Annotated in this window: 23 protein-coding genes; 11 read left to right on the forward strand and 12 right to left on the reverse strand. The window is 67.3% G+C overall.

The features are described 5' to 3' along the window. Window positions 1-187 precede the first annotated feature (187 nt). Window positions 188-1498, reverse strand: a complete 1311-nt coding sequence (locus tag MXA07_RS00200) for a glucose-6-phosphate isomerase (RefSeq protein WP_247730034.1) — start codon at window positions 1496-1498, stop codon at window positions 188-190. 258 nt (window positions 1499-1756) lie between these two features. Here MXA07_RS00200 and MXA07_RS00205 point away from each other — a divergent pair, with 258 nt between their 5' ends. Continuing rightward, window positions 1757-2446: a mechanosensitive ion channel family protein gene (locus MXA07_RS00205; protein ID WP_247730035.1), complete on the forward strand. Its 690-nt coding sequence runs from the start codon at window positions 1757-1759 to the stop codon at window positions 2444-2446. Window positions 2447-2496: 50 nt separating this feature from the next. Beyond that, entirely contained in the window at window positions 2497-2988 is a 492-nt protein-coding gene (locus tag MXA07_RS00210) for a DUF5812 family protein (protein WP_247730036.1), read from the forward strand. Window positions 2989-3055: 67 nt separating this feature from the next. Here MXA07_RS00210 and MXA07_RS00215 read toward each other — a convergent pair whose 3' ends face one another. After that, the gene (locus tag MXA07_RS00215; RefSeq protein WP_247730037.1) at window positions 3056-3445 is read right to left on the reverse strand and encodes a DUF7968 family protein; all 390 of its coding nucleotides are present in this window, start codon (window positions 3443-3445) and stop codon (window positions 3056-3058) included. A gap of 163 nt (window positions 3446-3608) precedes the next feature. On the opposite strand from MXA07_RS00215, the gene secF reads away from it, so the two are divergent. The 3 genes from secF (at window position 3609) to MXA07_RS00230 (ending at window position 6498) form a co-directional block, all read left to right on the forward strand. Then, complete coding sequence (gene secF, locus MXA07_RS00220) at window positions 3609-4520, forward strand: protein translocase subunit SecF (protein ID WP_247730038.1); 912 nt, start codon at window positions 3609-3611, stop codon at window positions 4518-4520. Then, a complete protein-coding gene (locus MXA07_RS00225; RefSeq protein WP_247730039.1) occupies window positions 4517-6151 on the forward strand; it encodes a preprotein translocase subunit SecD in 1635 nt (544 codons plus the stop codon). Before secF ends, MXA07_RS00225 begins: the two co-directional genes overlap by 4 nt. Before the next feature lie 191 nt (window positions 6152-6342). Further along, complete coding sequence (locus tag MXA07_RS00230; RefSeq protein ID WP_247730040.1) at window positions 6343-6498, forward strand: hypothetical protein; 156 nt, start codon at window positions 6343-6345, stop codon at window positions 6496-6498. A 19-nt stretch (window positions 6499-6517) separates the two neighbouring features. Here MXA07_RS00230 and truA read toward each other — a convergent pair whose 3' ends face one another. Further along, window positions 6518-7447, reverse strand: a complete 930-nt coding sequence (gene truA / locus MXA07_RS00235) for a tRNA pseudouridine(38-40) synthase TruA (protein ID WP_247730041.1) — start codon at window positions 7445-7447, stop codon at window positions 6518-6520. A gap of 211 nt (window positions 7448-7658) precedes the next feature. On the opposite strand from truA, the gene MXA07_RS00240 reads away from it, so the two are divergent. Further along, entirely contained in the window at window positions 7659-9176 is a 1518-nt protein-coding gene (locus MXA07_RS00240; RefSeq protein WP_247730042.1) for a sulfatase family protein, read from the forward strand. Window positions 9177-9265: 89 nt separating this feature from the next. Here MXA07_RS00240 and MXA07_RS00245 read toward each other — a convergent pair whose 3' ends face one another. Continuing rightward, window positions 9266-9586 carry a hypothetical protein gene (locus tag MXA07_RS00245; protein WP_247730043.1) on the reverse strand — a complete coding sequence of 107 codons (321 nt, stop codon included), beginning with the start codon at window positions 9584-9586 and terminating at the stop codon, window positions 9266-9268. Window positions 9587-9973: 387 nt separating this feature from the next. Here MXA07_RS00245 and MXA07_RS00250 point away from each other — a divergent pair, with 387 nt between their 5' ends. Continuing rightward, a complete protein-coding gene (locus tag MXA07_RS00250; protein WP_247730044.1) occupies window positions 9974-10249 on the forward strand; it encodes a PadR family transcriptional regulator in 276 nt (91 codons plus the stop codon). Between the two features lie 299 nt (window positions 10250-10548). Here MXA07_RS00250 and MXA07_RS00255 read toward each other — a convergent pair whose 3' ends face one another. Beyond that, window positions 10549-12042 (reverse strand): sulfatase family protein, encoded by a 1494-nt coding sequence (locus MXA07_RS00255; RefSeq protein WP_247730045.1) that lies wholly within the window; start codon window positions 12040-12042, stop codon window positions 10549-10551. Window positions 12043-12241: 199 nt separating this feature from the next. On the opposite strand from MXA07_RS00255, the gene MXA07_RS00260 reads away from it, so the two are divergent. After that, window positions 12242-12394: a hypothetical protein gene (locus tag MXA07_RS00260; protein WP_247730046.1), complete on the forward strand. Its 153-nt coding sequence runs from the start codon at window positions 12242-12244 to the stop codon at window positions 12392-12394. Window positions 12395-12556: 162 nt separating this feature from the next. Then, on the forward strand, window positions 12557-12742 hold the full coding sequence (locus tag MXA07_RS00265) for a hypothetical protein (protein WP_247730047.1): 186 nt from the start codon (window positions 12557-12559) through the stop codon (window positions 12740-12742). An 84-nt stretch (window positions 12743-12826) separates the two neighbouring features. Here MXA07_RS00265 and hisS read toward each other — a convergent pair whose 3' ends face one another. Further along, complete coding sequence (gene hisS / locus MXA07_RS00270; RefSeq protein WP_247730048.1) at window positions 12827-14161, reverse strand: histidine--tRNA ligase; 1335 nt, start codon at window positions 14159-14161, stop codon at window positions 12827-12829. 294 nt (window positions 14162-14455) lie between these two features. On the opposite strand from hisS, the gene MXA07_RS00275 reads away from it, so the two are divergent. Further along, a complete protein-coding gene (locus tag MXA07_RS00275) occupies window positions 14456-15490 on the forward strand; it encodes a sensor histidine kinase (protein ID WP_247730049.1) in 1035 nt (344 codons plus the stop codon). Window positions 15491-15534: 44 nt separating this feature from the next. On the opposite strand, the gene MXA07_RS00280 is transcribed toward MXA07_RS00275, so the two are convergent. The 3 genes from MXA07_RS00280 to MXA07_RS00290 form a co-directional block, all read right to left on the reverse strand. After that, window positions 15535-16128, reverse strand: a complete 594-nt coding sequence (locus MXA07_RS00280) for a DUF7411 family protein (RefSeq protein WP_247730050.1) — start codon at window positions 16126-16128, stop codon at window positions 15535-15537. Further along, window positions 16128-16469 carry a DNA-binding protein gene (locus tag MXA07_RS00285; protein WP_247730051.1) on the reverse strand — a complete coding sequence of 114 codons (342 nt, stop codon included), beginning with the start codon at window positions 16467-16469 and terminating at the stop codon, window positions 16128-16130. The genes MXA07_RS00280 and MXA07_RS00285 overlap by 1 nt, the downstream gene beginning before the upstream one ends. 157 nt (window positions 16470-16626) lie before the next feature. Continuing rightward, complete coding sequence (locus MXA07_RS00290; protein WP_247730052.1) at window positions 16627-17082, reverse strand: 30S ribosomal protein S19e; 456 nt, start codon at window positions 17080-17082, stop codon at window positions 16627-16629. 112 nt (window positions 17083-17194) lie between these two features. Here MXA07_RS00290 and thiL point away from each other — a divergent pair, with 112 nt between their 5' ends. Beyond that, entirely contained in the window at window positions 17195-18112 is a 918-nt protein-coding gene (gene thiL, locus MXA07_RS00295; RefSeq protein WP_247730053.1) for a thiamine-phosphate kinase, read from the forward strand. Between the two features lie 56 nt (window positions 18113-18168). Here the strand turns inward: thiL and MXA07_RS00300 are convergent, their stop codons facing one another. The 3 genes from MXA07_RS00300 to MXA07_RS00310 all read right to left on the reverse strand — a co-directional run bounded on the left by MXA07_RS00300 (window position 18169) and on the right by MXA07_RS00310 (window position 21363). Next, window positions 18169-19287 (reverse strand): site-2 protease family protein, encoded by a 1119-nt coding sequence (locus MXA07_RS00300; RefSeq protein ID WP_247730054.1) that lies wholly within the window; start codon window positions 19285-19287, stop codon window positions 18169-18171. Window positions 19288-19421: 134 nt separating this feature from the next. After that, window positions 19422-19667, reverse strand: a complete 246-nt coding sequence (locus tag MXA07_RS00305; protein ID WP_247730055.1) for a DUF7123 family protein — start codon at window positions 19665-19667, stop codon at window positions 19422-19424. 442 nt (window positions 19668-20109) lie between these two features. Further along, a complete protein-coding gene (locus MXA07_RS00310) occupies window positions 20110-21363 on the reverse strand; it encodes a NosD domain-containing protein (RefSeq protein ID WP_247730056.1) in 1254 nt (417 codons plus the stop codon). Window positions 21364-21623 lie beyond the last annotated feature (260 nt).

The following is a 21623-nucleotide window of genomic DNA, read 5'->3' on the forward strand; positions in this document are numbered from 1 at the left end:
GGTCGTTCGCGTGCGCGACTAATGGATTTGCGGATATCCGTAGGTAGCGGGAGGGCCGCTGATGGCGCGTCGATCCCAGCTCCGCTCACTGCTCGACGGTCCGTGCACCGTTCGACGGTCCGTTCACCGCTCGCCGGCCCGCTCACTGGCCGACGGCGTTCTGACCGGTCGAAACCGACCGGTTCGTTCAGCGCTCCACCCTGAGCGTGTCCTTCTCGGCCACCGCGTCCGCTTCCGCGAACTCGCCGCCGCCGAGGAGGCCGCGAGTCGCTTTCTTCGCCCACTCGACGGCCGGCTGGTCGAACGCGTTCACGCCCGAGAGTTCGCCGGCGAGCACGCAGGCGGCCTCCAGGCCGTAGAGGAGCCCCCCGAGTTCGAACGCGTCGACGCGCTCGATCTCGATGCGGACCGTCGGTCGGCCAGCCGCGGCCAGGCTGGCCTCCGTCGCGCGGAACTCGGCGTCCAGGAGGTCGGCGAGCGGGGTACCGCCGAGGTAGGACAGTTCCGCGACGTCGGTTTCCGGGATCGCCAGATCGGACCGCTCGCGCGGCGCGACGAACGTGACGAGCGTGTTCCGCGGGCCTGCGCGATAGAGCTGCAACTGGGAGTGCTGGTCCGTCGCGCCGAGGGCGCGAACGGGCGTCTGGCCGAGGCCGTCTTTCCCCAGGCTCTCGGCCCACAGCTGTGCGAACCACTCGGCGGTCGTCTCCAGCGACTCGGCGTAGGGCATGAACGCGTTGACGCGGACGCCGCGGGTCGCGAGCGCGTGCGCTGTCGCACCGTAGGCGTAGGCGGGGCACTCGAAGAGCGATCCAGTGAGGGTCTCGGCCTCGGCGGCGGCCCCCGCGAGCAGCGCGTCGAGGTCGAGGTTTCCGGCCGCGGCTGCGACGAGCCCGACCGCGGAGAGGGCCGAGAACCGGCCGGGGACGCCGTCGGGGACGTCGAGCGCCGGCAGGTCGTGCGCGTCGGCCAGCTCGCGAAGAGGCCCGGACTCGCCCGTCGTCACGATCGTCCGGTCGGTCCAGTCGACGCCCGCCGAGTCGAACGCCTCGCGGACGACGAGGAAGTTCGCGAGCGTCTCGGCGGTCGTCCCCGACCGGGAGACGACGGCGACCGCGGTCCGTTCGAGCGGGAGCGACTCGATTCGGTCCGCGACCCAGGCGGGATCGACGTTGTCCAGAAAGACCGTCTCCAGCTCCGGGTCCAGGGCGTCGACGATCGTCGCCGCGCCGAGGGCGCTCCCCCCGATCCCGATCGTCACCAGCGCCTCGATCGCCTCGCCGTCGACGCGAGCGATCGGTTCGACGGCCGCCCGGATCGCGTCCGGGTCAGTTCGGTCAGGCAGGTTCAGCGCCGCGTAGCCGTGGTCGTCGTCGGCCCGCCCGGCCTCGATACGGTCGTGGGCCCGGGCCACCCGGTCGTCGAGCCGATCGAGCGCCTCCCGGGAGACGCCGGGCGAGGCGACCGACGAGAGCGCGTTCGCGATGTCTACGTCCATGCCCGAGTGCGCGAGCGCCGGCGTCAAAGGCGTTCCGTCACGTCACCGACCACCACCGGATTCCACACCGACGAGCGAGACCGGCCACCGCCAGCCCTGCGGCCGTCCATCGACCCCGGGAGCGGTGGAAGCGACGTCGTATCTAGCGATGGCAGAACGACAGCTATTTAATTCGCCATCATTGGACATAAGCTGTATGATAGAAGTTATTGAATTACAGACAATATCGGGCAGATATATCGGATCGGAGGTTCGACCATGACGACCGGGTCGACCGGCTCGTTCGGCAGCACGCTGGTGGAAACGATCAAAGCGAGCGTTCTCGAGGCGATGGGGCTCCTGCCGGAACTGTTCGTTGCCCTCGTCATCCTGCTGGTCGGAACGTTCGTCGCCCGTCGGGTCGCCCCGACGGTCACGAAAATCGCGGCTCGGGCCGACGCCGACGGCCTCGTCCGGCGGACGCCGCTCGGTGCGCTCTTCGGCGAGGGAGAGGGAGCCGTCTCTCGGTCCCTCGGGTCGATCGCAAAATACTACGTCTTCCTGATCGCCGTCTTCGCGGCGTTCGAACACATTGGCTTTACGCACGTCACCCAGTGGCTCGAGAGCGGCATCGATTACCTTCCCGTCCTCGTCGGCGGACTCGGACTCCTGGTGCTCGGGTTCGTCGTGGCCGACAACGCGGCTCGACGGGCGCGCGAATCCGACCTCGCCGCCCGCCTGGGTGACCAGGCGGCCGTCGCCGACGGACTCCGGGCCGGGCTGTACGTCGTCGTCGCCGTCCTCGCGCTCGACACGCTCGGCGTCAGCGTCACGTTCGTCCACGTCGTCGCCGAGGCGTTCGCCTTCGGAGCGGGGATCGCCCTCGCGCTGGTCGTCGCCTACCTCATCGTCGACGCCCACCGCGACGACCTCGAACCCGCCGCGAAGGAGGTCGTCGGCGACGACTGACACGCGGACGAGTCGAAAACGCGATAGGGATCGCGCGCCTCGATCCGACGATGAGCGATCAGTCGGAGCCCGAGACGGTCTCGGGGACGTTCGTCGTCACCCACGCGGACGAGGCGAGTCCCGTCCTCAGAGACGTCGAGACCGCCCGGATCCACACCCTGGCGTCGAATCCGGATCTCGAATCGAACGAGGTCGTCGACGCCTCGCTCGCCGCCGAGCCGCCGCTCGAAGTCGCCTGGGAGGTCGTCGAGCTGCGCGAGCGGCGAACGGTCGACGTCGTCGACAGCGACCTCTCGCCGACGACCCACGAGCGGGCGGTCGCCGACGAGCAGTCGATCGGCGATCTCGACCGAGTCGAACGCGCCGGGACGGGCGAGATTCACGTCCTCAGCGTCGAGCCCGCGGAGACGGAGGCGGCCGCCAGGGACGTCCTCGAGGATCCGGAGACGATCGCAAGGGCCGCGCGACTCGACGCCGTCCGCGTCGAGGTCAGGAGCGATGCGGCCGAGGGCGTCCTCAGCGTCCGGTATCTTCCCGATTGAGACGCCAGCGAGTGTGAACCGGGTAGATCCGGTGTTCGGACGGCGCAGACGGAGGCGGCGCCGTCGGTCACGTCGGCGGTTCGGTCGCCGTCTCCGAGTGCGACGGGCCGTCGTCGCTCTGGACGCGCCAGCTCCCGTCGATCCCGCAGGCCTCCCTGACGGTGTACTCGATGTCGGTCTCAGGCCCAACCTGCTCGCCGCCCTCGACGCGTTCGACGCGCAGCGGCACGTCGAGGGTGTTGCCGCAGCAGCCGACGCCGACGAACTCCGCCCAGGCGTCGCCTTCGGCGGCCGTCTCGCGCGTCTTGCGGAGGAACGCCAGAAAGGACGGTTTCTCGACCTGGAACCGGCCCCAGGAGGAGAGGTCGGCCGGGTACGAGAGCACGATTCGATCCGCGGCCGCGCCGCGCCGACCGTCCGGGCGGTCACATCCGGAACGGGTGGATGGCGACGTCATCGGCCGTCGTAGGGTCGCGAGCGTAATAGGTGTGGCGCGCGTCGTTCGGTACGGACGTCGAATCCAGCCGCTGCCGGCGCGAGCGGGTCGGGACAATATCTCAGCGCGAGCGGCCTGAAATTGAGAAGGTTTACGTTACGGCCATCACTAGCCGGTGGCATATATGGCTTCACTCGAGGTACCGGAACTCGATTACACCCGGTATTCCCACCGCCAGCTCGTGGCGGTGCCACTCGCACTTCTGGCCGTTGCGCTCGCGATTCTCGCGATCACGTTCGCGCTGACGGGCACGCCGCTGGCACTCGGCATCGAGTTTACCGGCGGTGCGGAACTGACGCTGAGCACGACCGCCGACCAGTCCACCGTCGCCGACGCGTTCGATCAGGAACCGACGTCGGTCCAGCCGGTCGCCGAGGACGATCGCTACATCGTCCAGTTCGCCGCCGGCGACCTCCCGGGGTTCGAGGAGGACTCCCAGGGCGTCCTCGAATCGCTGATCGGGCAGGCCGAAGCCGATCTCGAACCAGCGCCGGGTGACGACGAGGTCGTCCAGTCCGAGTCGCTCACCTCCGCCTCCTTCGGGGCCCAGACCCAGTCGACGGCGCTGCTCGGTATCGGCGCCGCCTTCCTCGGGATGAGCCTCATCGCCTTCGCGCTCTTCCGGACGTTCGTCCCGTCGATCGCCATCGTCATCTCGGCCTTCTCGGACCTGATGATCCCGCTCGCCTTCATGAACCTCGCGAACATCGAACTCACGCTGGGGACCGTCGCCGCCCTCCTGATGCTGATCGGGTACTCCGTCGACTCCGACATCCTGCTCAACAACCACGTGCTGCGCCGGAGCGGCAGCTTCTACGAGAGCGTCCACCGCGCGACGCGAACCGGAATCACGATGACCGTCACGGCGATGGCCGCGATGGCGGTGATGGCGATTACCGCCTGGTTCTTCGGGATCGAACTCCTGACGAGCATCGGCCTCATCCTGTTCGTCGGGTTGGCCGCCGACATCATGAACACCTACCTGCTCAACTTCAGCCTGCTTCGCTGGTACAAGTTCGAGGGGGTGACGCGATGAGCCTCCGCGGCGCAGTCAGCAAGTGGGGTCGAGTCGGATTCCTGGTGCTCCTGGTCGCCTTCGCGCTCACGGCGCTGTTCATCCCCGGGGGCCTGATCGGCGACAGTGATCCGGTCAGCGTCGACAACGAGAGCGACGTGGACCAGCCGATCCACAACCTCGCGTTCGGACTCAACCTCGACGGCGGGGCCCGCATCAGCGCACCCCCGGTCGGAATGATGGTCGAGGACATCGAGCCAACGACGAGCGATCCGCGATCGGACCTCCGGAGCGCACTCATCGACGAACTTGGCTTGCCACCGGAGGACGCTCGCGTCCGCGCCGAGCAAACCACCGCTAACGGTCGGCAGACGATCTCGTACACGGCGGAAGTGTTCGACGGGAACGTCACCGCCGAAGAGTTCGCCGCGGCCGTCTCCACCGTCGACGGCGTCGACGTCTCCGCGGACGCCGTCCAGGACGGCGTCACCGAGGCGACTCGCCAGGAGATGATCCAAACCCTCCAGAGCAAGCTGAACGAGGCGGGTCTCTCGGGTGGGAGCGTCTACCAGACCGAGCGGCTCAACGGCCAGCACTTCATCGTCTCCGAGGCGCCCGGATACACCACCAGCGAGTTGGAGTCGCTACTGGAAGAGCGCGGGACGGTCAGGATCGAGGCGCACTATCCCGACCCCGACGGTGACGGATTGACGAACGAGACGGTCCTCGAACAAGAGGACTTCACGAACGTCGGTCGCGCCGAGTACGACTCCGAAACCAGTCAGTGGGAGGTCGGCGTCAACGTCGTCAGCGAGACGGCACCGGAGTTCCAGGCGCGGATGAACGAACTCGGGTTCACGAGAGAGGGGCAGGGCCAATGCAGCCGCAACTATGTAGAGGACGGGCAGGTCAACATGGACGAGTGGAGCAATCAGTACTGCCTCGTCACGATCTCGGGGGACGAGGTCGTCAGCGCGCACTCGATGGGAGACCTGGCAGAGGGGATGCGAGCGGGAACGTGGGCCAACAATCCGACGTTCCAGATGACGTCGAACGAGCGAGCCGAAGCCCAGCAGCTCTCGATCAACCTCCGGGCCGGGGCGCTGACCGCGCCGCTCGACTTCGGCGACGCGCAGTACTTCTCGGTGCAGCCGGCGCTCGCCCAGCAGTTCAAGTCCTACTCGCTGCTCATCGGGATCCTGTCCGTGCTCGCCGTCAGCGCGACGGTGTTCGTGCGCTATCGCGACCGGCGCGTCGCCCTCCCGATGATCCTCACCGCGATGGCGGAGGTCCTCATCCTGCTCGGCGTGGCCGCGACCGCCGGGATGGCGATCGACCTGGCCCACGTCGCCGGCTTTATCGCCGTCGTCGGGACGGGCGTGGACGACCTGATCATCATCGCCGACGAGGTGATGGACGAGGGCGACGTCAGCCAGGGCCGGGTGTTCGACACGCGCTTCCGCAAGGCGTTCTGGATCATCGGTGCCGCCGCGGCGACGACGATCATCGCCATGTCGCCCCTGGCCGTGATGAGCCTGGGCGACCTGCGCGGGTTCGCCATCATCACCATCCTCGGCGTCCTGATCGGCGTCTTCGTCACCCGCCCGGCTTACGGAGACATCCTCCGCAAGCTCATGACGCGCGGGCAGTAGCGATCGTGCGTTTCGGTGGCGGCCGGTTCGACGGTCCGAACGGGGAATTGGTCGGCGCCAAACGCCGAGGCGGACTGACTCTCGCAGCCGGGCTCCCCGATGCGTCGCAGCCGGTGGACGCCGTCGGAAACAGCCGTGGCCGATTTCGGTCGGAGTCAGCTATTTAGTCCTACAGACAGAATTTCGGACCGATGACGTCAGACGGACCGAAGCCGCCGAACCGCGACCCGCACTTCGATCCCAATCTCCCGCTGACGACAGGGAACGTGCCGCGGTGGGTGGCCCTCGCGGTCGTCGGCTATATGATACTCTCGCTGGTGATCGCGTTTTACGTGTTCGTCCTGTGAATGACTCAGGAAGCGCACATCAAAGTAAACCATCGCTCACTTGCCGCGCGACGCGAGCGCCGATCGTCCGCTCGATCCGGGCCCGTTCGAAGACGGTTCGGGCGCTCGTCGCCGCCTCCTCGTCGACCGCGAAGGTGACGTTCGGGTACGTTACATCGGTCAGAACCAGGGGTTCCGGCGGCGCTGGTGGAATCCCCTCGTGACCGGGCAGCGGATCGGCGTCGAAGACGCGATCGATTTTTTCGAGCGACGCCTCCCCGCTTCCGACGCGCTGGATCAGCGTGGCGAGGCGCCGGACGAGCTGTCGGCAGAAGCCGCCGGCGCGAACGGTGAGGACCAGAACGTCGCCGTCGCGCTCGGCCGCGATGTCGATCGTCCGCTCGGTGTTGTCGTCGTCCGGCGTGAGATTATGGTAGTCGTGCGTGCCCGAGAGAGCGCGACACGCCTCGCGAACGCGATCGTCAGAGACGGGCGGCCAGTCGGCGTCGGCGACGGAGTCGGCTCCCTGGTCACTCGTTGGCGCGTTGGCCTCGTCACTGCCCGCCAACGTACGGCGGTCGTCCGCCGGCGGCGCGTAGAGGTGGTACGCGTACGTGCGCTCGCTCGCGTCGTGGGTCGCGTGGAAGTCCGACGCCACGTCCGCGTGCGCCCAGGCGCGGATCGAGGCCGGGAGGTCGGCGTTCAGCGCCCGCGACGAGAGCCAGTCGGGCGCGTCGAACGCGACGGTCTGGGCGAGCGCGGAGACGCCGGCGTCGGTGCGGCCGGCGGCGGCGTAGCCCCGGGGCCGATCGGGGACCTCACCGCCATCGACGGCCGAGTGCTCGGCTGGCCGGTAAGCTCCCAGCGCGCGGAGCGCGTCGAAGATGGCGTCCTCGACGGTCGGGACATCGGGCTGGCGCTGGAAGCCGCGATAGTTCCGGCCGTCGTACGCGAGGCGATACGCGCGCATGGTGGGCGGGTTCCGTCGCCACCGGGTTAGCTTCGTCGGGTCCGGTTACTCACTCTCGTTCGTTTCAGCGGTCCCCGCACCACGGCTCCTTCCCGAAATTAGGCTCCGGGAGGCGTGACGAGCGGCGGAAGTGCTGGTAGCGACCGATCGAGTACCACCTGCGTACGCCGGGGCGGTGACCTTCACACTCACCGCTGCAGGTACGGGTACCATGACCCTTGCTGGCGATTCGGCGGAGGACGGGGAGAGCCATACTACTGGGCGGTCGAGCAGCGACGACGGTCGGCGCAACGTCTGTCTGGTCGTGCTCGATACCGCCCGATCGATCGACGTCGACGCGGAGACGATGCCGACGCTGTCACGACTCGGCGAGGCGGGTACGCGGTTCGAGCGTGCGTTCGCGACGGCGCCGTGGACCGTCCCGTCCCACGCCTCGCTGTTCACCGGCACGTATCCCAGCGAGCACGGCACGCACGGCGCCAGCCCGGCGCTCGACGATCGACTGCGGACGCTCCCCGAGGCGTTCGCCGACGCCGGCTACGAGACCGTCGGCGTCTCGAACAACACCTGGATCACCGACGAGTTCGGGTTCGACCGCGGGTTCGGTCACCTGCGACGGGGCTGGCAGTACCGCCAGTCCGATACCGACATGGGAACCGTGGTTCGCGGCGAGTGCCTGACGGAGAAGCTCCAGGCCGCACGGGAACGCCTCTTCGATGGCAATCCGCTCGTCAACCTCGCGAACGTCGTCTACAGCGAGTTCGTCCAGCCGACCGGCGACGACGGCGCGGCGCGGAGCGTCGACTGGATCTGCGAGTGGCTCCAGAATCGGGACGGCTCTCGGCCCTTCTTCTGTTTTCTAAACTGTATCGAACCGCACGTCGTCTACGATCCACCCCGTGAGTACGCGGCGGCGTTCCTCCCCGCCGGCGTCGACCACGAGACCGCCAGGTCGATTCGTCAGGATCCCCGCGCCTTCGACTGCGGCGAGTACGACCTCTCCGAGGCGGAGTTCGAGGCGCTCCGCGGGCTCTACCGGGGATCGCTGGCCTACGTGGACGAGCAGTTGGCGACGCTCCGCGAGACCCTCGACGCCGCCGGCGAACTCGAGCGGACCGTCTTCGTGATCTGCGGCGACCACGGCGAACACGTCGGCGAACGCGGTTTCTTCGGCCACCAGTACAACCTCTACGACACCGTCCTGTCCGTCCCGCTCGTGATCCACGGCGGCCCCTTCGCGAACGGCGGCCGTCGCGACGAGCTGGTCCAGTTGCTCGATCTGCCCGAGACGCTCCTCGACGCAACCGGGATCCGGGACGACCCGCTTCGAGACCAGAGCCAGGGGCGCTCGCTGGGCCTGGATTCGACCGCTGCGCCTCGAGAGGCCGTCTTCGCGGAGTACGTCACGCCGCAACCGTCGATCGACCGGCTGGAGGCCCGGTTCGGGGACGTACCCGATCGGATCTACGACTTCGATCGCCGACTGCGCGCCGTCCGCACCGAGCGCTACAAGTACGTCGAGGGCGACGACGGCTTTCGGCGCCTGCACGACCTGCGGCGCGATCCGAACGAGGCCCGCGACGTCGCCGACGCGAAGCCGTCGGCGGTGGCCGCACTGCGAGAGCGACTCGACGCCCGACTCGGTCCGCTCGACGCGCCCGTTCGGTCGGACGCCGTGGCGATGACCGAGGGAACCAAACAGCGACTCGCCGACCTCGGATATCGCTGACCCGAGGGTGAACCCGTCGCGTCGGGAAGGGGCAGAGATTCGTCTCGTCGGAATGGAGCGAACGTAGAGACAGTGATCGATCCGTCGCTTCAGACGTTGTACTCGACGTGAACGGACGGGGTGCTGGCGGATTCCGGTGCGGGTGTTCCGCTCCAGTCGACGAGGTGGACGTTCGCCAGTTCGCCCGAGAAACGGAGGCGCGTGACGCCGACCTCGATCGATCCTTCGACCGCCGATCCCGAGACGATCGTGGTATCGGCGACCGGATCGTCGGAAACCGCTTCGATCTCGCCGTCGACCGTCACTTCGAAGGCGGACGGAACGCCTCGGCCGACGATCGTGACGAGATTTGGAAGTGGTTCCTCTCCGTTCGACTGCACACCGGTTCGTACCGGATTGTCGCGTGCCATACCGGGAAACGCTGGGGGTCGACCATAAGTCTTCTAGTCCCACGGGACGTTCGGTCAGAAATAGATAAATTACTCCATATTTGTAAATTTCTGCCTGGGTGACTCTCAGGAACGGGTGACTGTATCGGACGCCTACCAGAACCGCAGGCGGATCAATGGCCGACTACTCCGGCGAGGGCGGGCGGTTGCCCGTGAGAGCCCGGAGATCGACCGCGGTGACCGGTTCGGCGCTGCGAGCGACGACGATCGATGAAACGATGATTACCGACAGCGAAACGGACGGACGCGCGGCGCAACGATTCAGGCGCACCGACAGTATGGCGTCATTATTCCCGGTATGAAAGCAGTAACAACGGTCCGTCTCGTGGAGTGTCTCTCTGGTTGTCGATGCACGAACTCACCGGGTTCCAACGCGACTTGCTGTACGTGATCGCCGCGGCCGATCAGCCGTCCGGCCAGGAAGTCAAAGCCGAGATCGAGGGCTACTACAGCTCCGATATCAACCACGGCCGGCTGTATCCGAACCTCGACACGCTCGTCGACCGCGGGCTGGTCGAAAAGGGCCAGCTCGACCGCCGGACGAACTACTACGACATCACCCAGGAGGGCAGGCAGCTGATCGAGGACCGACGCGAGTGGGAATCGCAGTACGTCGATACGTAATGGCGTCGGCCTCCCGCGCGGCGACCGCGATCACGCAGCGACAGCACTCGCGTTTGCGCACCCGCCCCAGATGGACCGCCGTCGGTCGGTCCGGTGAGCCGATGGTGTCGACCGCTCGTCCCCCAGCACCGAGTGCAGCCGATTCCGCCCCTGGAGCGACGAAGATTCGATCGGCAGGAGCGGCCCCGACACGCGACATCGAAGAGCCATCCGTCCGCTCGCGGGTCCGGTAGGCGTCGACCCGGTCAGCCACGTGCGACCCGCCGAGCGATCGTCGACCGCGCAGTTGCCTGACAACCTCACTCGAACGTCCGGGGGACCCACGTCCGGTAGGGGTCGTTCGTCTCCGCCATCCAGCCGACGAGGCGATCGACCAGATCCGCACGCACGTCGGCGTAGTCGGGGTGATCGATCAAGTTGACGAGCTGGGCCGGGTCGGCCTCGCGGTCGTAGAGTTCGTTCGTGTCGGGGCCGTTGTAGACGAACGTGTAGCGGTCGGTCCTGACCATCCGCTGGGTGTAGAGGCCGAACTCCTCGCCGTAGTACTCGCCGAACGTGGCGTCCGGCCAGGCGTGAGGGCGTCGTCCGTCGAGTAGCGGTTCGAGACTGCGCGCGTCGAAGGCGTCCGGAATCGGGACGTCGGCTGCGTCGCAGAACGTCGCCGCCAGGTCGTGCAAGTGGACCGGCGCGTCGCAGGTCGACCCCGCCTCGACCTCGCCGGGCCAGCGGACCTGGAGCGGGATCCGGTAGGTGTCGTCGTACATCAGCGGCCCCTTGTTGAACTGGCGGTGGCCGCCCACGAAGTCGCCGTGATCGGACGCGTGGACCACCATCGTGTCGGCGGCGAGTCCGCTCTCCGCCAGCGCGTCGAGCACCCGGCCGATCTGGTCGTCGAGCAGCGAGACGAACCCCCAGTACTTCGCGAGCACCGCCTTCCAGGTCGCGCGATCGAAGTCATCGACGCCGCGGTAGGAGAGAAACTGCTCCTGGACGCGGGGCTTGCCGGCGTAGGGTTCGGCGAAGCTCGCTGGCAGTTCCACGTCGGCGGGATCGTACATCGACGCGTACGGTTCCGGGATCACGTACGGATGGTGGGGCCCGTAGAAGTCCGCTCGGTGGAAGAACGGCCGACCAGCCTCGGCTTCCCCGGGACTGGGTTCGTCGCCACCCGCCCCGGCATCCGGCGCTCGATCGTCCGCGTGGGCCCGGATCGCCTCGATCGTCCGGTCGGCGATAAAGTGTGCGCGCGTGGCTTCGATGTCGACCGGCGTGGTCGCCGCGACCAGCGTTCCGTCGCCACCGCGGGTGTAGACGGCGTCGGAAAAGGCCACCTCGCCGAGTGGCGCCCCGAACTCCTCGGCACGGTAGTGAGCGAACGCGTCGTCGAGATCGGGATCGTGGTGGTCGTCGCTGCCCCCGAGGTAGGCGAAGCCGAAATCCTCGGGCCCCTGATCGCGCCCCACGTGCCACTTGCCCGCGTACGTACAGCGGTAGCCAGCTTCGGCGAGCCGTTCGGAGTACGTCGGTAGCCCGGGATCAAGATTCGGGCGGATCGCGTCCGCCTCGTGGCTGTTGTTCACCATGCCGTGCCCGTGGGGAAACTGCCCGGTGAGTAACGACGCCCGCGCGCTCGTACAGATGCTGATCGGCGTGGTCGCCTCGGTAAACCGCATCCCGTCGGCCGCGAGGCGATCCAACGCGGGCGTCTCGACCGGCGGCCCGTCGGGCGCCGTGACGTCGTATCGCTCCTGGTCGGTGAGAAGTACCAGCACGTTCGGTGGCGCGTCGACCATCGGCGTCGCTACACCGACCGCGGTGTTAATGGTGGGGTGGGCAGCGGCGCGACCCGCTCCGGACCGGCCCGCGCTGATTCGGTACCGACCAGCGCGCAGCGACCGCCACCCGGCCAACGGCGGCGACCGCCCGGGTAGCAAAAATTACCCCGGATATCGTGGATCCGGATACGTTATCGAGCAGCCCGTATCGGGGCGTATGTCCACAGATGCCGCACACGTCCCGGACGAGATCGACAGGGAGAACGCCCGCCTCGCGGCCATCGGCCTCGCGGTCTGGATGGCCGTCACGATCGTCGCCGTCGTCCTGCTGTGGGTCTTCGGTCCCTGGATCACGTCCCTGCTCGTCTAACCCGCCCGATCGAACTGGCGCCGTCGCGAACCGATCCGACCGCGTCAGCCATCGGTCCGTAGAATTATATGGAATCGGCGGAGAGTCACGCGCACCTAAAATGCGTGTCGACGTACAGCCGACGACTGACCGATCGCGCGTCCCTGCCGATACTCGAGAACCGTGACCACCGCCTATTGCGAGGTCTGTGACTGGGCCGAAGGAACCGGCGACGGGACCAGCCGGAGCGACCTGAATCGCGCGATGATCGACCACCACGTCGAGACCGGACACGCCCCGATCGAGACGATCGAGGCGGACGCCTCCCGCGACGAACCCGCTCAGCCGACCGTCGAGCTGGACCGGTGATTCGGACGACGGGGAGGACGCGATCTGGAGCGTCGGCGACGTCGGTCGGGTCACCGCCGGCCCCGGTCGACTCACTCCGGACGATCAAGCAAAGTCGTCGATCGTCGGCCGCTCCCGATCGCCGGGGAAGTCGTCGACGGGCGCGGTGACCTGATCGCCGGTGGCCATGTCCTTGACCGTCACCTCGTCGTTCGCGAGGTCCTGTTCGCCGACGATGACGACCGTCTCGGCGTTGATCGCGTCGGCGTAGTTCATCTGCGCGCCGAATGACCGCCCCGATACGTCGCTCTCGACGACGTGGCCGCGCTCGCGGAGGTCGCGGGCGATCCGGGCGGCCGTCGGGCGCGTGTCGCCGACCTGCAGGACGTAGTACTCCGTCGCGAGTTCCTCCTCGGGCCAGACGCCGGCGCGCTGACAGAGCAGCGAGAGCGTGGCGTAGCCGGGCGCGACGCCGACCGCGGGCGTGGGCTGGCCGCCGTAGGACTCGATGAGGTCGTCGTAGCGCCCGCCGCCGAAGATCGACCGGGAGACCTCGCCCGTCGAGTCGAAGCACTCGAAGACGACGCCGGTGTAGTAGTCCAGCCCGCGCGCGGTGTCGAGCGAGATGGTGCAGTGCTCGCGGACGCCGAAGTCGTCGGTCGCGGCGAGGACCGCCTGCAGGTTCTCGACGGCGTCGGTCACCCGATCCGAGTCGGTGTGTGCGAGGACGGCCTCGAGGTCGTTGCGCTCGATCAACGAGGCGAACTCCTCGGCCTGGCCGTCCGTCAGACCGGCGCTCGCGAGCAGGTCGAGGTACTCGGCACGGTCGACCTTCTCCGATTTGTCGACCGCGCGAATACCGGCCTCGACGTCGATTTCTCGCCGGTCGGTCTCACCGCCCGTCGCGTCGGTTCCCGATTCGTATTCCTCGAGCAGCCCGCCGAGAATGTCGCGGTGGGAGACGCGGAAGTCGAAGTGCTCGCCGGTGAGGCCGAGGCCCGTCAGCGCGTCGGCCGCCCAGGCCAGGATCTCGGCGTCGGCCTCGGGCTCGCTCGAGCCGAAGATGTCGACGTTGGTCTGGTAGAACTCGCGCTGGCGACCCTGCTGGACCTGCTCGTAGCGCCAGAACGGCCGCGTCGAGAACCACTTGATCGGCTTCGAGAGGGCCTGCTGCTTCGCGACGACCATGCGCGCGACGGTGGGCGTGAGTTCGGGCACCATCGTGACGTGCCGGCCGCCCTGATCCTCGAAGGCGTACAGCTCCTCGACGATGTCGTCGCCGCTCTTCTCGGTCCAGATCGCGGCGCGTTCGAGCGACGGCGTCGAGATCTCGCGAAAGCCGTACTGTCGGGCCGTCTCCTCCAGGGTGTCGATGGTCGCCCGTCGAGCGCCCATCTCCGCGGGGTAGAAGTCGCGAAAGCCCTTGATGCGGTCGTACATAGCGGTCCGTTCGCGCGGGTCGTACTTTGATGTGTCCTCTCGGCGTCGCCCGGCGACGTTCGACGACTGCCAAATATGTAATTTTATCTAAATTACGGGCTCGCAGCGGTGGATCATCGGGTACGTCGGTACGGCGAGAACGACTGGATATCCCCCAAGACGTCAGTTTTCATCGGTAGCGGTTTTCGTTCCATCCGATAGCGATAATTCTTGAGATTCGGAGGGATTGGTTCGAATGCGACGGGAGTGAGCGCAGCCCAGAGATTCATTTCGGTCGGGTTCCTCACCCAGCACGTGCACTCGAGGGTCGATGACGACGACTGGATCGATTCGGTCGCGGCGCGCTTACCGCTGTCGCCGCTGACCGCGCTCGGACTCTTCCTGGCGGCCGTGATCGGCGTCCGCGTCGTCGCGGAGAACGTCACGTCCCAGGCGATCCTGGAGAGCGTCGGCCCGTTGCTCGCGGCGACGGGAGTCGTTCTCGCGGATCGGTACCTGGTGCGACGGAACGTCGGGTCGCGCGACCGTCTCACCGTCTTCGCCTACGGGCTCGGCGGGTTCTACGCGGCGTTCGTCCTGACGGCGCTGCACCTGCACGTCCTCCAGGTGAACGAGGTCGGCCCGCCGAAACCCTTCTACCTGACGTTGCTCTCGGGAACCGTCGGCGTCGCCGCCGGCTGCGTCGCCGGCTGGTTCCACATCCGCCAGCGAGCCGCCCGGCGCGACGCGAATCGCCAGCGCGAACGCCTCGAACAGTTCGCCTCCGTCGTGAGTCACGACCTTCGAAACCCGCTGAGCGTCGCCCAGACCGGCCTGCAGGAGGCGTTCCGGACGGGCGACGCCGAGAACCTCGAGATGGTCGAGGAAAACCTGGACCGCATGGACGAACTCATCGACGACACCCTCTCGGTCGCTCGCAGCGGCTCCGAGGTGGTCGATCCGGAGCCCGTCCCGCTGGTCGACCTCGCGGCGACCGCCTGGGACAGCGTCGACACCGGGACGGCAACGCTCGAAATCGAGGGCGAGCGCCGCCTCGTCGTCGACGAATCCCGCGCGAAGGCGCTCTTCGAGAACTGCTTTCGCAACGCGCTCGAACACGGCGACGCCGAAACCGTCCGCGTCGGCCCCACGCGCGACGGCTTCTACATCGCGGACGACGGCGCGGGCATCCCCGAAGACCTCCGTGACTCTGTCTTCGATCGGGGCGTCTCGACCGCCGCGGAGGGATCCGGTCTCGGGCTCGCGATCGTGGAAGCCATCGCGGAAGCCCACGACTGGAACCCCACCGTCACCGAGAGCGACGAGGGCGGTGCGCGGTTCGAGTTTTAGCCGGCGAGGCGGAGAACGAGCGACCCTCGTTCGACTGACCTCGGCTACCGCCGCCCGGTGACGTGGGTCTGGTCGTGATCGGGGAAGTACTCCGCGACGGCACCCGGACCCTCCTCCGCGAGAAGTTTCGCCCTGAGTTCGGCCTCGTAGTCCGCGCGGGGGATCTCCTCGCTCGGCCCGACGGTCACGTCGAGCGTCGACTCGACCAGCCGATCGACCGCGCCGCGGCCGAAGCCCGACAGCGGCGCGACGTACTCCACGTCGTGGCGATCCTCGAGGCTCTGGGCCTGGGCGCGCGAGACCGTGGGAACCCGGTCGTCGCGGCGGGTGCCGTCTGCGATGGCGTCGAACTCGTCCGTGGCCGCGAGGGCCTCCAGCGCGGCGAGGTGGACCCGCTGGATGCCGTTCCGGGGAAACCCGTCCTCGCGGATCCGGTCGACGGCGTCGGCCGCCACCGACTCGTCGAGTTCGAGTCGCTCGAACGGCAGGCCGAGGCGCTCGGCGGCGCGCTCGGCGTGTTCCCAGTCGTCGGTGATGCCGAAGTGGGCCGTCGCGAGGGTGACGTCGTAGAAGTCCTCGAGGAGCAACGCCGCGAGCGTCGAGTCTTTCCCCCCGCTGTACAGCAATCCGAGTCGCATTATCGGCGCCGAATGTCGAAACTCTTCGAGTCGGGCTTGAGTTCGTTGAGCAGCTGTTTCATCTTCGCGTCGTCGATCTTGCCCTGAATGCGACCGCTCTGGGCGAGCGCGACGACCTGGCGCTCGACCTGCTCGCCGAACTGGGGCTTGCTCATCTTGACGGTGTTCAGCCGCTTTCGCGCTTCGTCGGTGAGATGTTGTCGAAGGACCGCCTTCTTCTGGGCGTCGGCCTGTTGCTGGCGGGCCTGCTGGGCCTCGGCCTGTTCCTCGCCCGCCTGCTCTTTGAGTTCCTGCAGGCGTTCCTGGCGGAGTTCGTCGAGTTCGTCGTCCCCGGAGCTCATATCACGTCGATTGGGTCGCCGGCGGGAAAATCATTACGGAGCAGACTCGTCGCCGGCGCCGCGGGCACCGGACGAACGGACTTCGAGACAGCGCGCCGGCGTGGAACGCGGAACCGACGACGGCCGACGGGACCAGCCGACGAGGAGACAGCGCGCGTTACGCGTAGCGTTCGAGTTCCGGTCGGTCGAGGTCTTCGAGGACGTTGCCGGCGGTCTCGTCGAGCAGGCTGCGGCCCTCGGCCGTGATGCGACGCCCCTCGCCCTCGGCGGTCTCGACGTAGCCCTCCTCCTCCAGTTGCTGGAGGATCGTCCGGATGATGTTCTTCGAGCCGTCCGCACGTTTGTCGGGCGCGACCCGGTATCGGTTCGAGCCGCGCTTGGAGCCGCCGTACTCCGTCGAGAGGCGTTCGACACCGACGGGGCCGGTGTCCGCGACCTTGCGAAGGAGGCTCGCCGCGCGGGTCGCCCAGAAGTCCTCCTGTTCGGGCGGGAGCTCGTTGCTGACGCCGCTCTTTGCGAAGACGGCCCACTCGGGCTCGTCCAGGTCGTCCGCGAGGTCCGCGGCGAGCGCCTCGATGAGGTCGTCTGCCGGGACGTCGTACATCGTAGCCATTGAACGTGCGTATCCGGCGCCGCCATTTAACAACATCGGTGTCGCTCGACGCTGGTCGGGCCCGACACGGCTCCGGATGGCTTTTCTCGCCCGCGTGCGAACGCCGAGGCATATGGACGAACGCGCGGCGCTCGGGCTACTCGACCGCGAGCTCGACCCGGTTGGCGACGACGCTGCCGTCGTCGACGGGCGGGTCCTCACGACGGACATGCTCCACGAGACGACGGACTTTCCCGACGGGACCACGCGCTACACCGCCGGCTGGCGGGCCGTCGGCGCCTCGCTGTCGGACGTCGCGGCGATGGGCGCCGCGGCGACCGCCGCCGTCGCCGTCTACGCGGCACCGTCGTTCGACGACGCGGAACTCCTGGACTTCGTCCGCGGCGCCCGCGACGTCTGCGATCGCGTCGGCGCCAGCTACGTCGGCGGGGACCTCGACGAACACGACGAGTTCACCGTCGCGACGACGGCGCTCGGTCGAGTGACGGACTGCGGACCGGTGCGTCGGTCCGGAGCGAGACCCGGCGACCTCGTCTGCGTGACGGGCACGCTCGGCCGGAGCGCCGCCGCCATCAGGTGCTTCGAACGGGGCGATCACGAGCGGGCCAACGAGCTCTTTCGTTTCGAGCCCCGCGTCGCGGCCGGTCGCGCCCTGGCTCCCGACGCGACGGCCATGATGGATTCCAGCGACGGCCTCGCCCGCTCGCTGCACCAGCTCGCGGCCGCCTCCGACTGCGGCTTCGCGATCGAGGCCGACCGCGTCCCGATCGACGACGCGCTGACCGCCGTCGTGGCGAACGGTCGGGCGTCCGAGGGTCGAGAATCGGCAACCGAAGCGGCGCTCGAACCGGCGCTGACGTTCGGCGAGGACTTCGAACTCGTCTGTACGATTCCCGAGGCCCGGATCGACGACGCGCGCGAGTCGGCGCCGGTCGCGCTGTCTGTCCTCGGGCGCGTCGTCGAATCCGGCGTAACGGTCGACGGCGAGGCGCTGGCCGACGAAGGGTACGGTCACGGCGAATCGCGATGACGCCGGACGAGAGAACGGAACCGTCCCGGGCAACTCGATCGGAGCCGACACCGCTCTCAGGCGACGAGTTCGATCGGCACGGGAGTGAAACAGAGGGCGCCGAGTCCGAAGGTCACCACCCCGAGCGCCAGGCGACGGCGATCCAGCGATCGATCGATCACCGGCTGGGCCGGCCCGATCGCGGCGACGAGCGTCGTCAACACGCCCCAGAGTACCCAGATGGAGACCGCTTGCCCGCCGTAGTCGGCGACGAAGTAGAGGTAGCCCGCGAGCGCGAGCAACGCGGCGGGCACCAGCGCGGCCACCGACTCCTGATCGGGCCCCAGGATCGCCCGGAGGATGTGCCCGCCGTCGAGTTGCCCGACGGGGATCAGGTTGAGGAGGGTGACGAGCATGCCGACCCAGCCGGCGATGACGACCGGGTTCACCATCGTCGTCACGTCGCCGCGGTAGAGCGGCTCCCCGAACGCGGCGGCAAGCCCCTCGAGCAGGAGCGGATACCCGAGTCGGAGTTCGACGGCGTCCGCGCTCTCGACGACCTCCTGCGGCGCGTGGATCGGTTCCAGGTGGAGCCCGACGACGGTCACCAGTACCGTCGCGACCAGTCCCGCGAGCGGGCCCGCGACGCCGATGTCGAACAGCGCCTTTCGATTCGGCATCCGGCCGTTCATCTTGATGACGGCGCCGAGCGTCCCGATGAGCGTCGGCACCGGGATGAAGTACGGCAACGACGCGTCGACCCCGTGATAGCGGCTCGCGACGTAGTGGCCCATCTCGTGGACGCCCAGCACGAAGAGTAACGCGGCCGCAAACGGCCACGCGCCCAGTGCCCCCAGCGGGTTCGCGATCGGATCGAGCTGGTACCAGAACGCGCCCGCGAAGAGCGTCGAGAGCGCCGTCGCGACGAAGAGCAGCAGGTGCGTCCACGGGATCCCGTCGATGCCGATCGATTTCGGCGTCGCGACGATGGCGAAGCGGCCCGCCCGACGCGTGAGTTCGAGGTCGTAGCCGGCCTCGTGAAACGCCGGCCAGAGTTCCCGCGCGACGGCGCCGGGACGCGCTCGGGGCCGGCCGACGTAGACGATGCGATCGGATTCGCGGTGGATTTCGTCGACGACGAAGACCGACTGGATCCGCTCGAGCGCCGGCTCGTCCGTCGTCGGCTCCGCGGGCATTACCGGCCGTTCTTCGTCGTCGCGTATAAATCGCCGGTTCGCGGGCGAGCGACGAAACTCGGCGGGTAGCGCCGTTCGAAAATGGGGACCGTGCGGAGGGCACGGGGACCGGACGTGTTCGGGCGGTTCGGCGCTTACGCGGCCTGGACGCGCCAGGTGGTCGCGCTCGTGTAGGACCACTTCTCGACTTCGAGGTCGTCCGCGGACTCGGACAGTCGAACCATCAGCGCGCCGATCTCTTTCGGCGAGAGGCCGACGTCGTCGGCGATGAACTTCCCTTTGAAGTACATCTCTCCGTCTTCGGCGCGTTCGCGCAGGTACTGCTTCAGGCGGCGTTTCTTGCTGTCCGTGGAGGGTGAGGCAGTCGTACTCATCGACATCCCAACGCAATCCCTCGCTACCTGTTATAAAGGCAGGTTACTTCGTGGCGTTTCGCTCGCTTTTATGATTCGGACCGGTAATCGCGCCATATCGCGACGATGGTGAACGTTTCAATATCCATTTTGAGCGCCGTAGAAATTTTATAATACGCTTTGAGACTTTATTTCTGTGGTCTGTGAGTTGCTCCGTTAGTGCCGATTTATTATCAAATGAACTGGAAATTTCGGTCTCGTCGAACTGAGTTCGCCCCTGCGAGGGTCACCGGCGATCGACGGCGGAGCGAGGACGGCGAACGATCGATCCGACGTCATCATCGTCCACAGACGCGGCGTGATCAATAGTATCGGCTGAAACAACGAGTGCGAACATCGAGTACGGACGGCACTGGAGCGAGGTGGCGGAGAGCGACCGGTGAGGCGAGACCGGGAGCGACGCGCTCGGTTAGCAGCCCATATTATCGAGGTAGACGTTGTCGTTGACCTCGATCTCGTTTCCGTCGCCGCCGTCGATGCAGATCGGACCGTCACCGTTTCCAGACGCTGCGTTGTCCGGGCCGGCGTTCCCGTCCGAGTCGACGAGGTGGAAGCCGTACTCGGCGTTGTCGTTCGAGGCGTTGGCCACGAACGCGTTCCCGTCGGATTCGGTGAGACAGACGCCCGATCGGCCGTTGTCGTTCGTCTGGTTGCGCATGAGTCGGTTCCCGTGGGCCGAATCGAAGCAGATGCCGCAATCGCCGTTGGCCTCGACTTCGTTTCGGGTGATGACGTTCTCAGCGGACCCGGTGAGGAGCATCCCGCACTGGTCGTTCTCGTTGGCCTCGTTCCGGGCGAAGTAATTGTCGTTGGCGCCCTGGAGCTGGAATCCGTGTGCGTTGTACCACGACCGGTTGTGCGTGAGCACGTTGTCCCACGTGCCGTCCTGGTCCGCGGCGAGCGTGAATCCGGGGCCGTCGTTGTACGCCGGATTGTTGTATCGGAGTTCGGAATCGTGGACGTCGACCAGAAGGAACCCGTGGCCGTTGTCCGTCGCGACCGTGCTCTCGACGCAGCTGTCGGCCGAACGGGCGAGCCCGACGCCCATGCGCTCGTTGTCGTGGACGGCGGCGTCGTCGATCGTGCCGCCCTTCGTGCGGTAGAACCCGATGCCGGTGTCACAGCCTTCGACGGTGACGTCCGTTACGGTCACGTCGGTGAGGTGCTTGTTCTTTTTCTCGCCGGAGTGGCCGGGCGGGCGGACGAGGATGCCAGCGGTCCCGAACATCTCTTCCAGCGGGTGATCGTCGGCACCGTCGTCCGAATCCTCGCAGACGATCCCGTGACCGCACCCGTCGAGCGTGACGTCGCTGGCACGGATCTCGATGGCCGCCAGTCCGTGATCGTCGGTGTCGTCGCAGTCGCAGTCGTCGTGATCGTGGTCGTGAGACAGGTCAGCCGTCAGTTCGTAGTAGCCGGGTTCGTCGATGACCACGCCCGCCTGGTCGATCTCCGTGGACCCTTTCTTCTTTTTCTTCCCGTGATCGTCGTCCGTCCCGCGTTTGTCGCCTTTCTTCGAGTGATCCTTCGAATCCGTCTCGGAGTCGTCCTCGCCGGCGACGGCGCTGCCCGCGCCGAGCGTGAGTGCGCCGGTCGCCGTGGCCGCGCTTCCGAGGTACGCTCGTCGAGCGATCCGCGAGTCGCCGGGATCGTCATCTGACATGACGACCGAGTATACTGGAATGGGTCACTTTGCTACGCTGTAAGTATACCATATTCGAGTAGTCATACTCCCCGTAAATACGCCAGTGAAGAATCGTATCCGGTCCATTACGGACGCCACGTTTGACATGTCATTCGCAGCGAACGGATCCGAAGCGCCACGCATCCGCCGGATCGGTCGGTCCAGACGACCGGATCGAGCGGATGATGCTCCCGGTGGCGGGCCGTACCCGGCGTGGCACCCGAGTAGGAAGCGTATCC

The sequence above is a fragment of the Halovivax limisalsi genome (assembly GCF_023093535.1).
Taxonomy (GTDB): Archaea; Halobacteriota; Halobacteria; order Halobacteriales; family Natrialbaceae; genus Halovivax; species Halovivax limisalsi.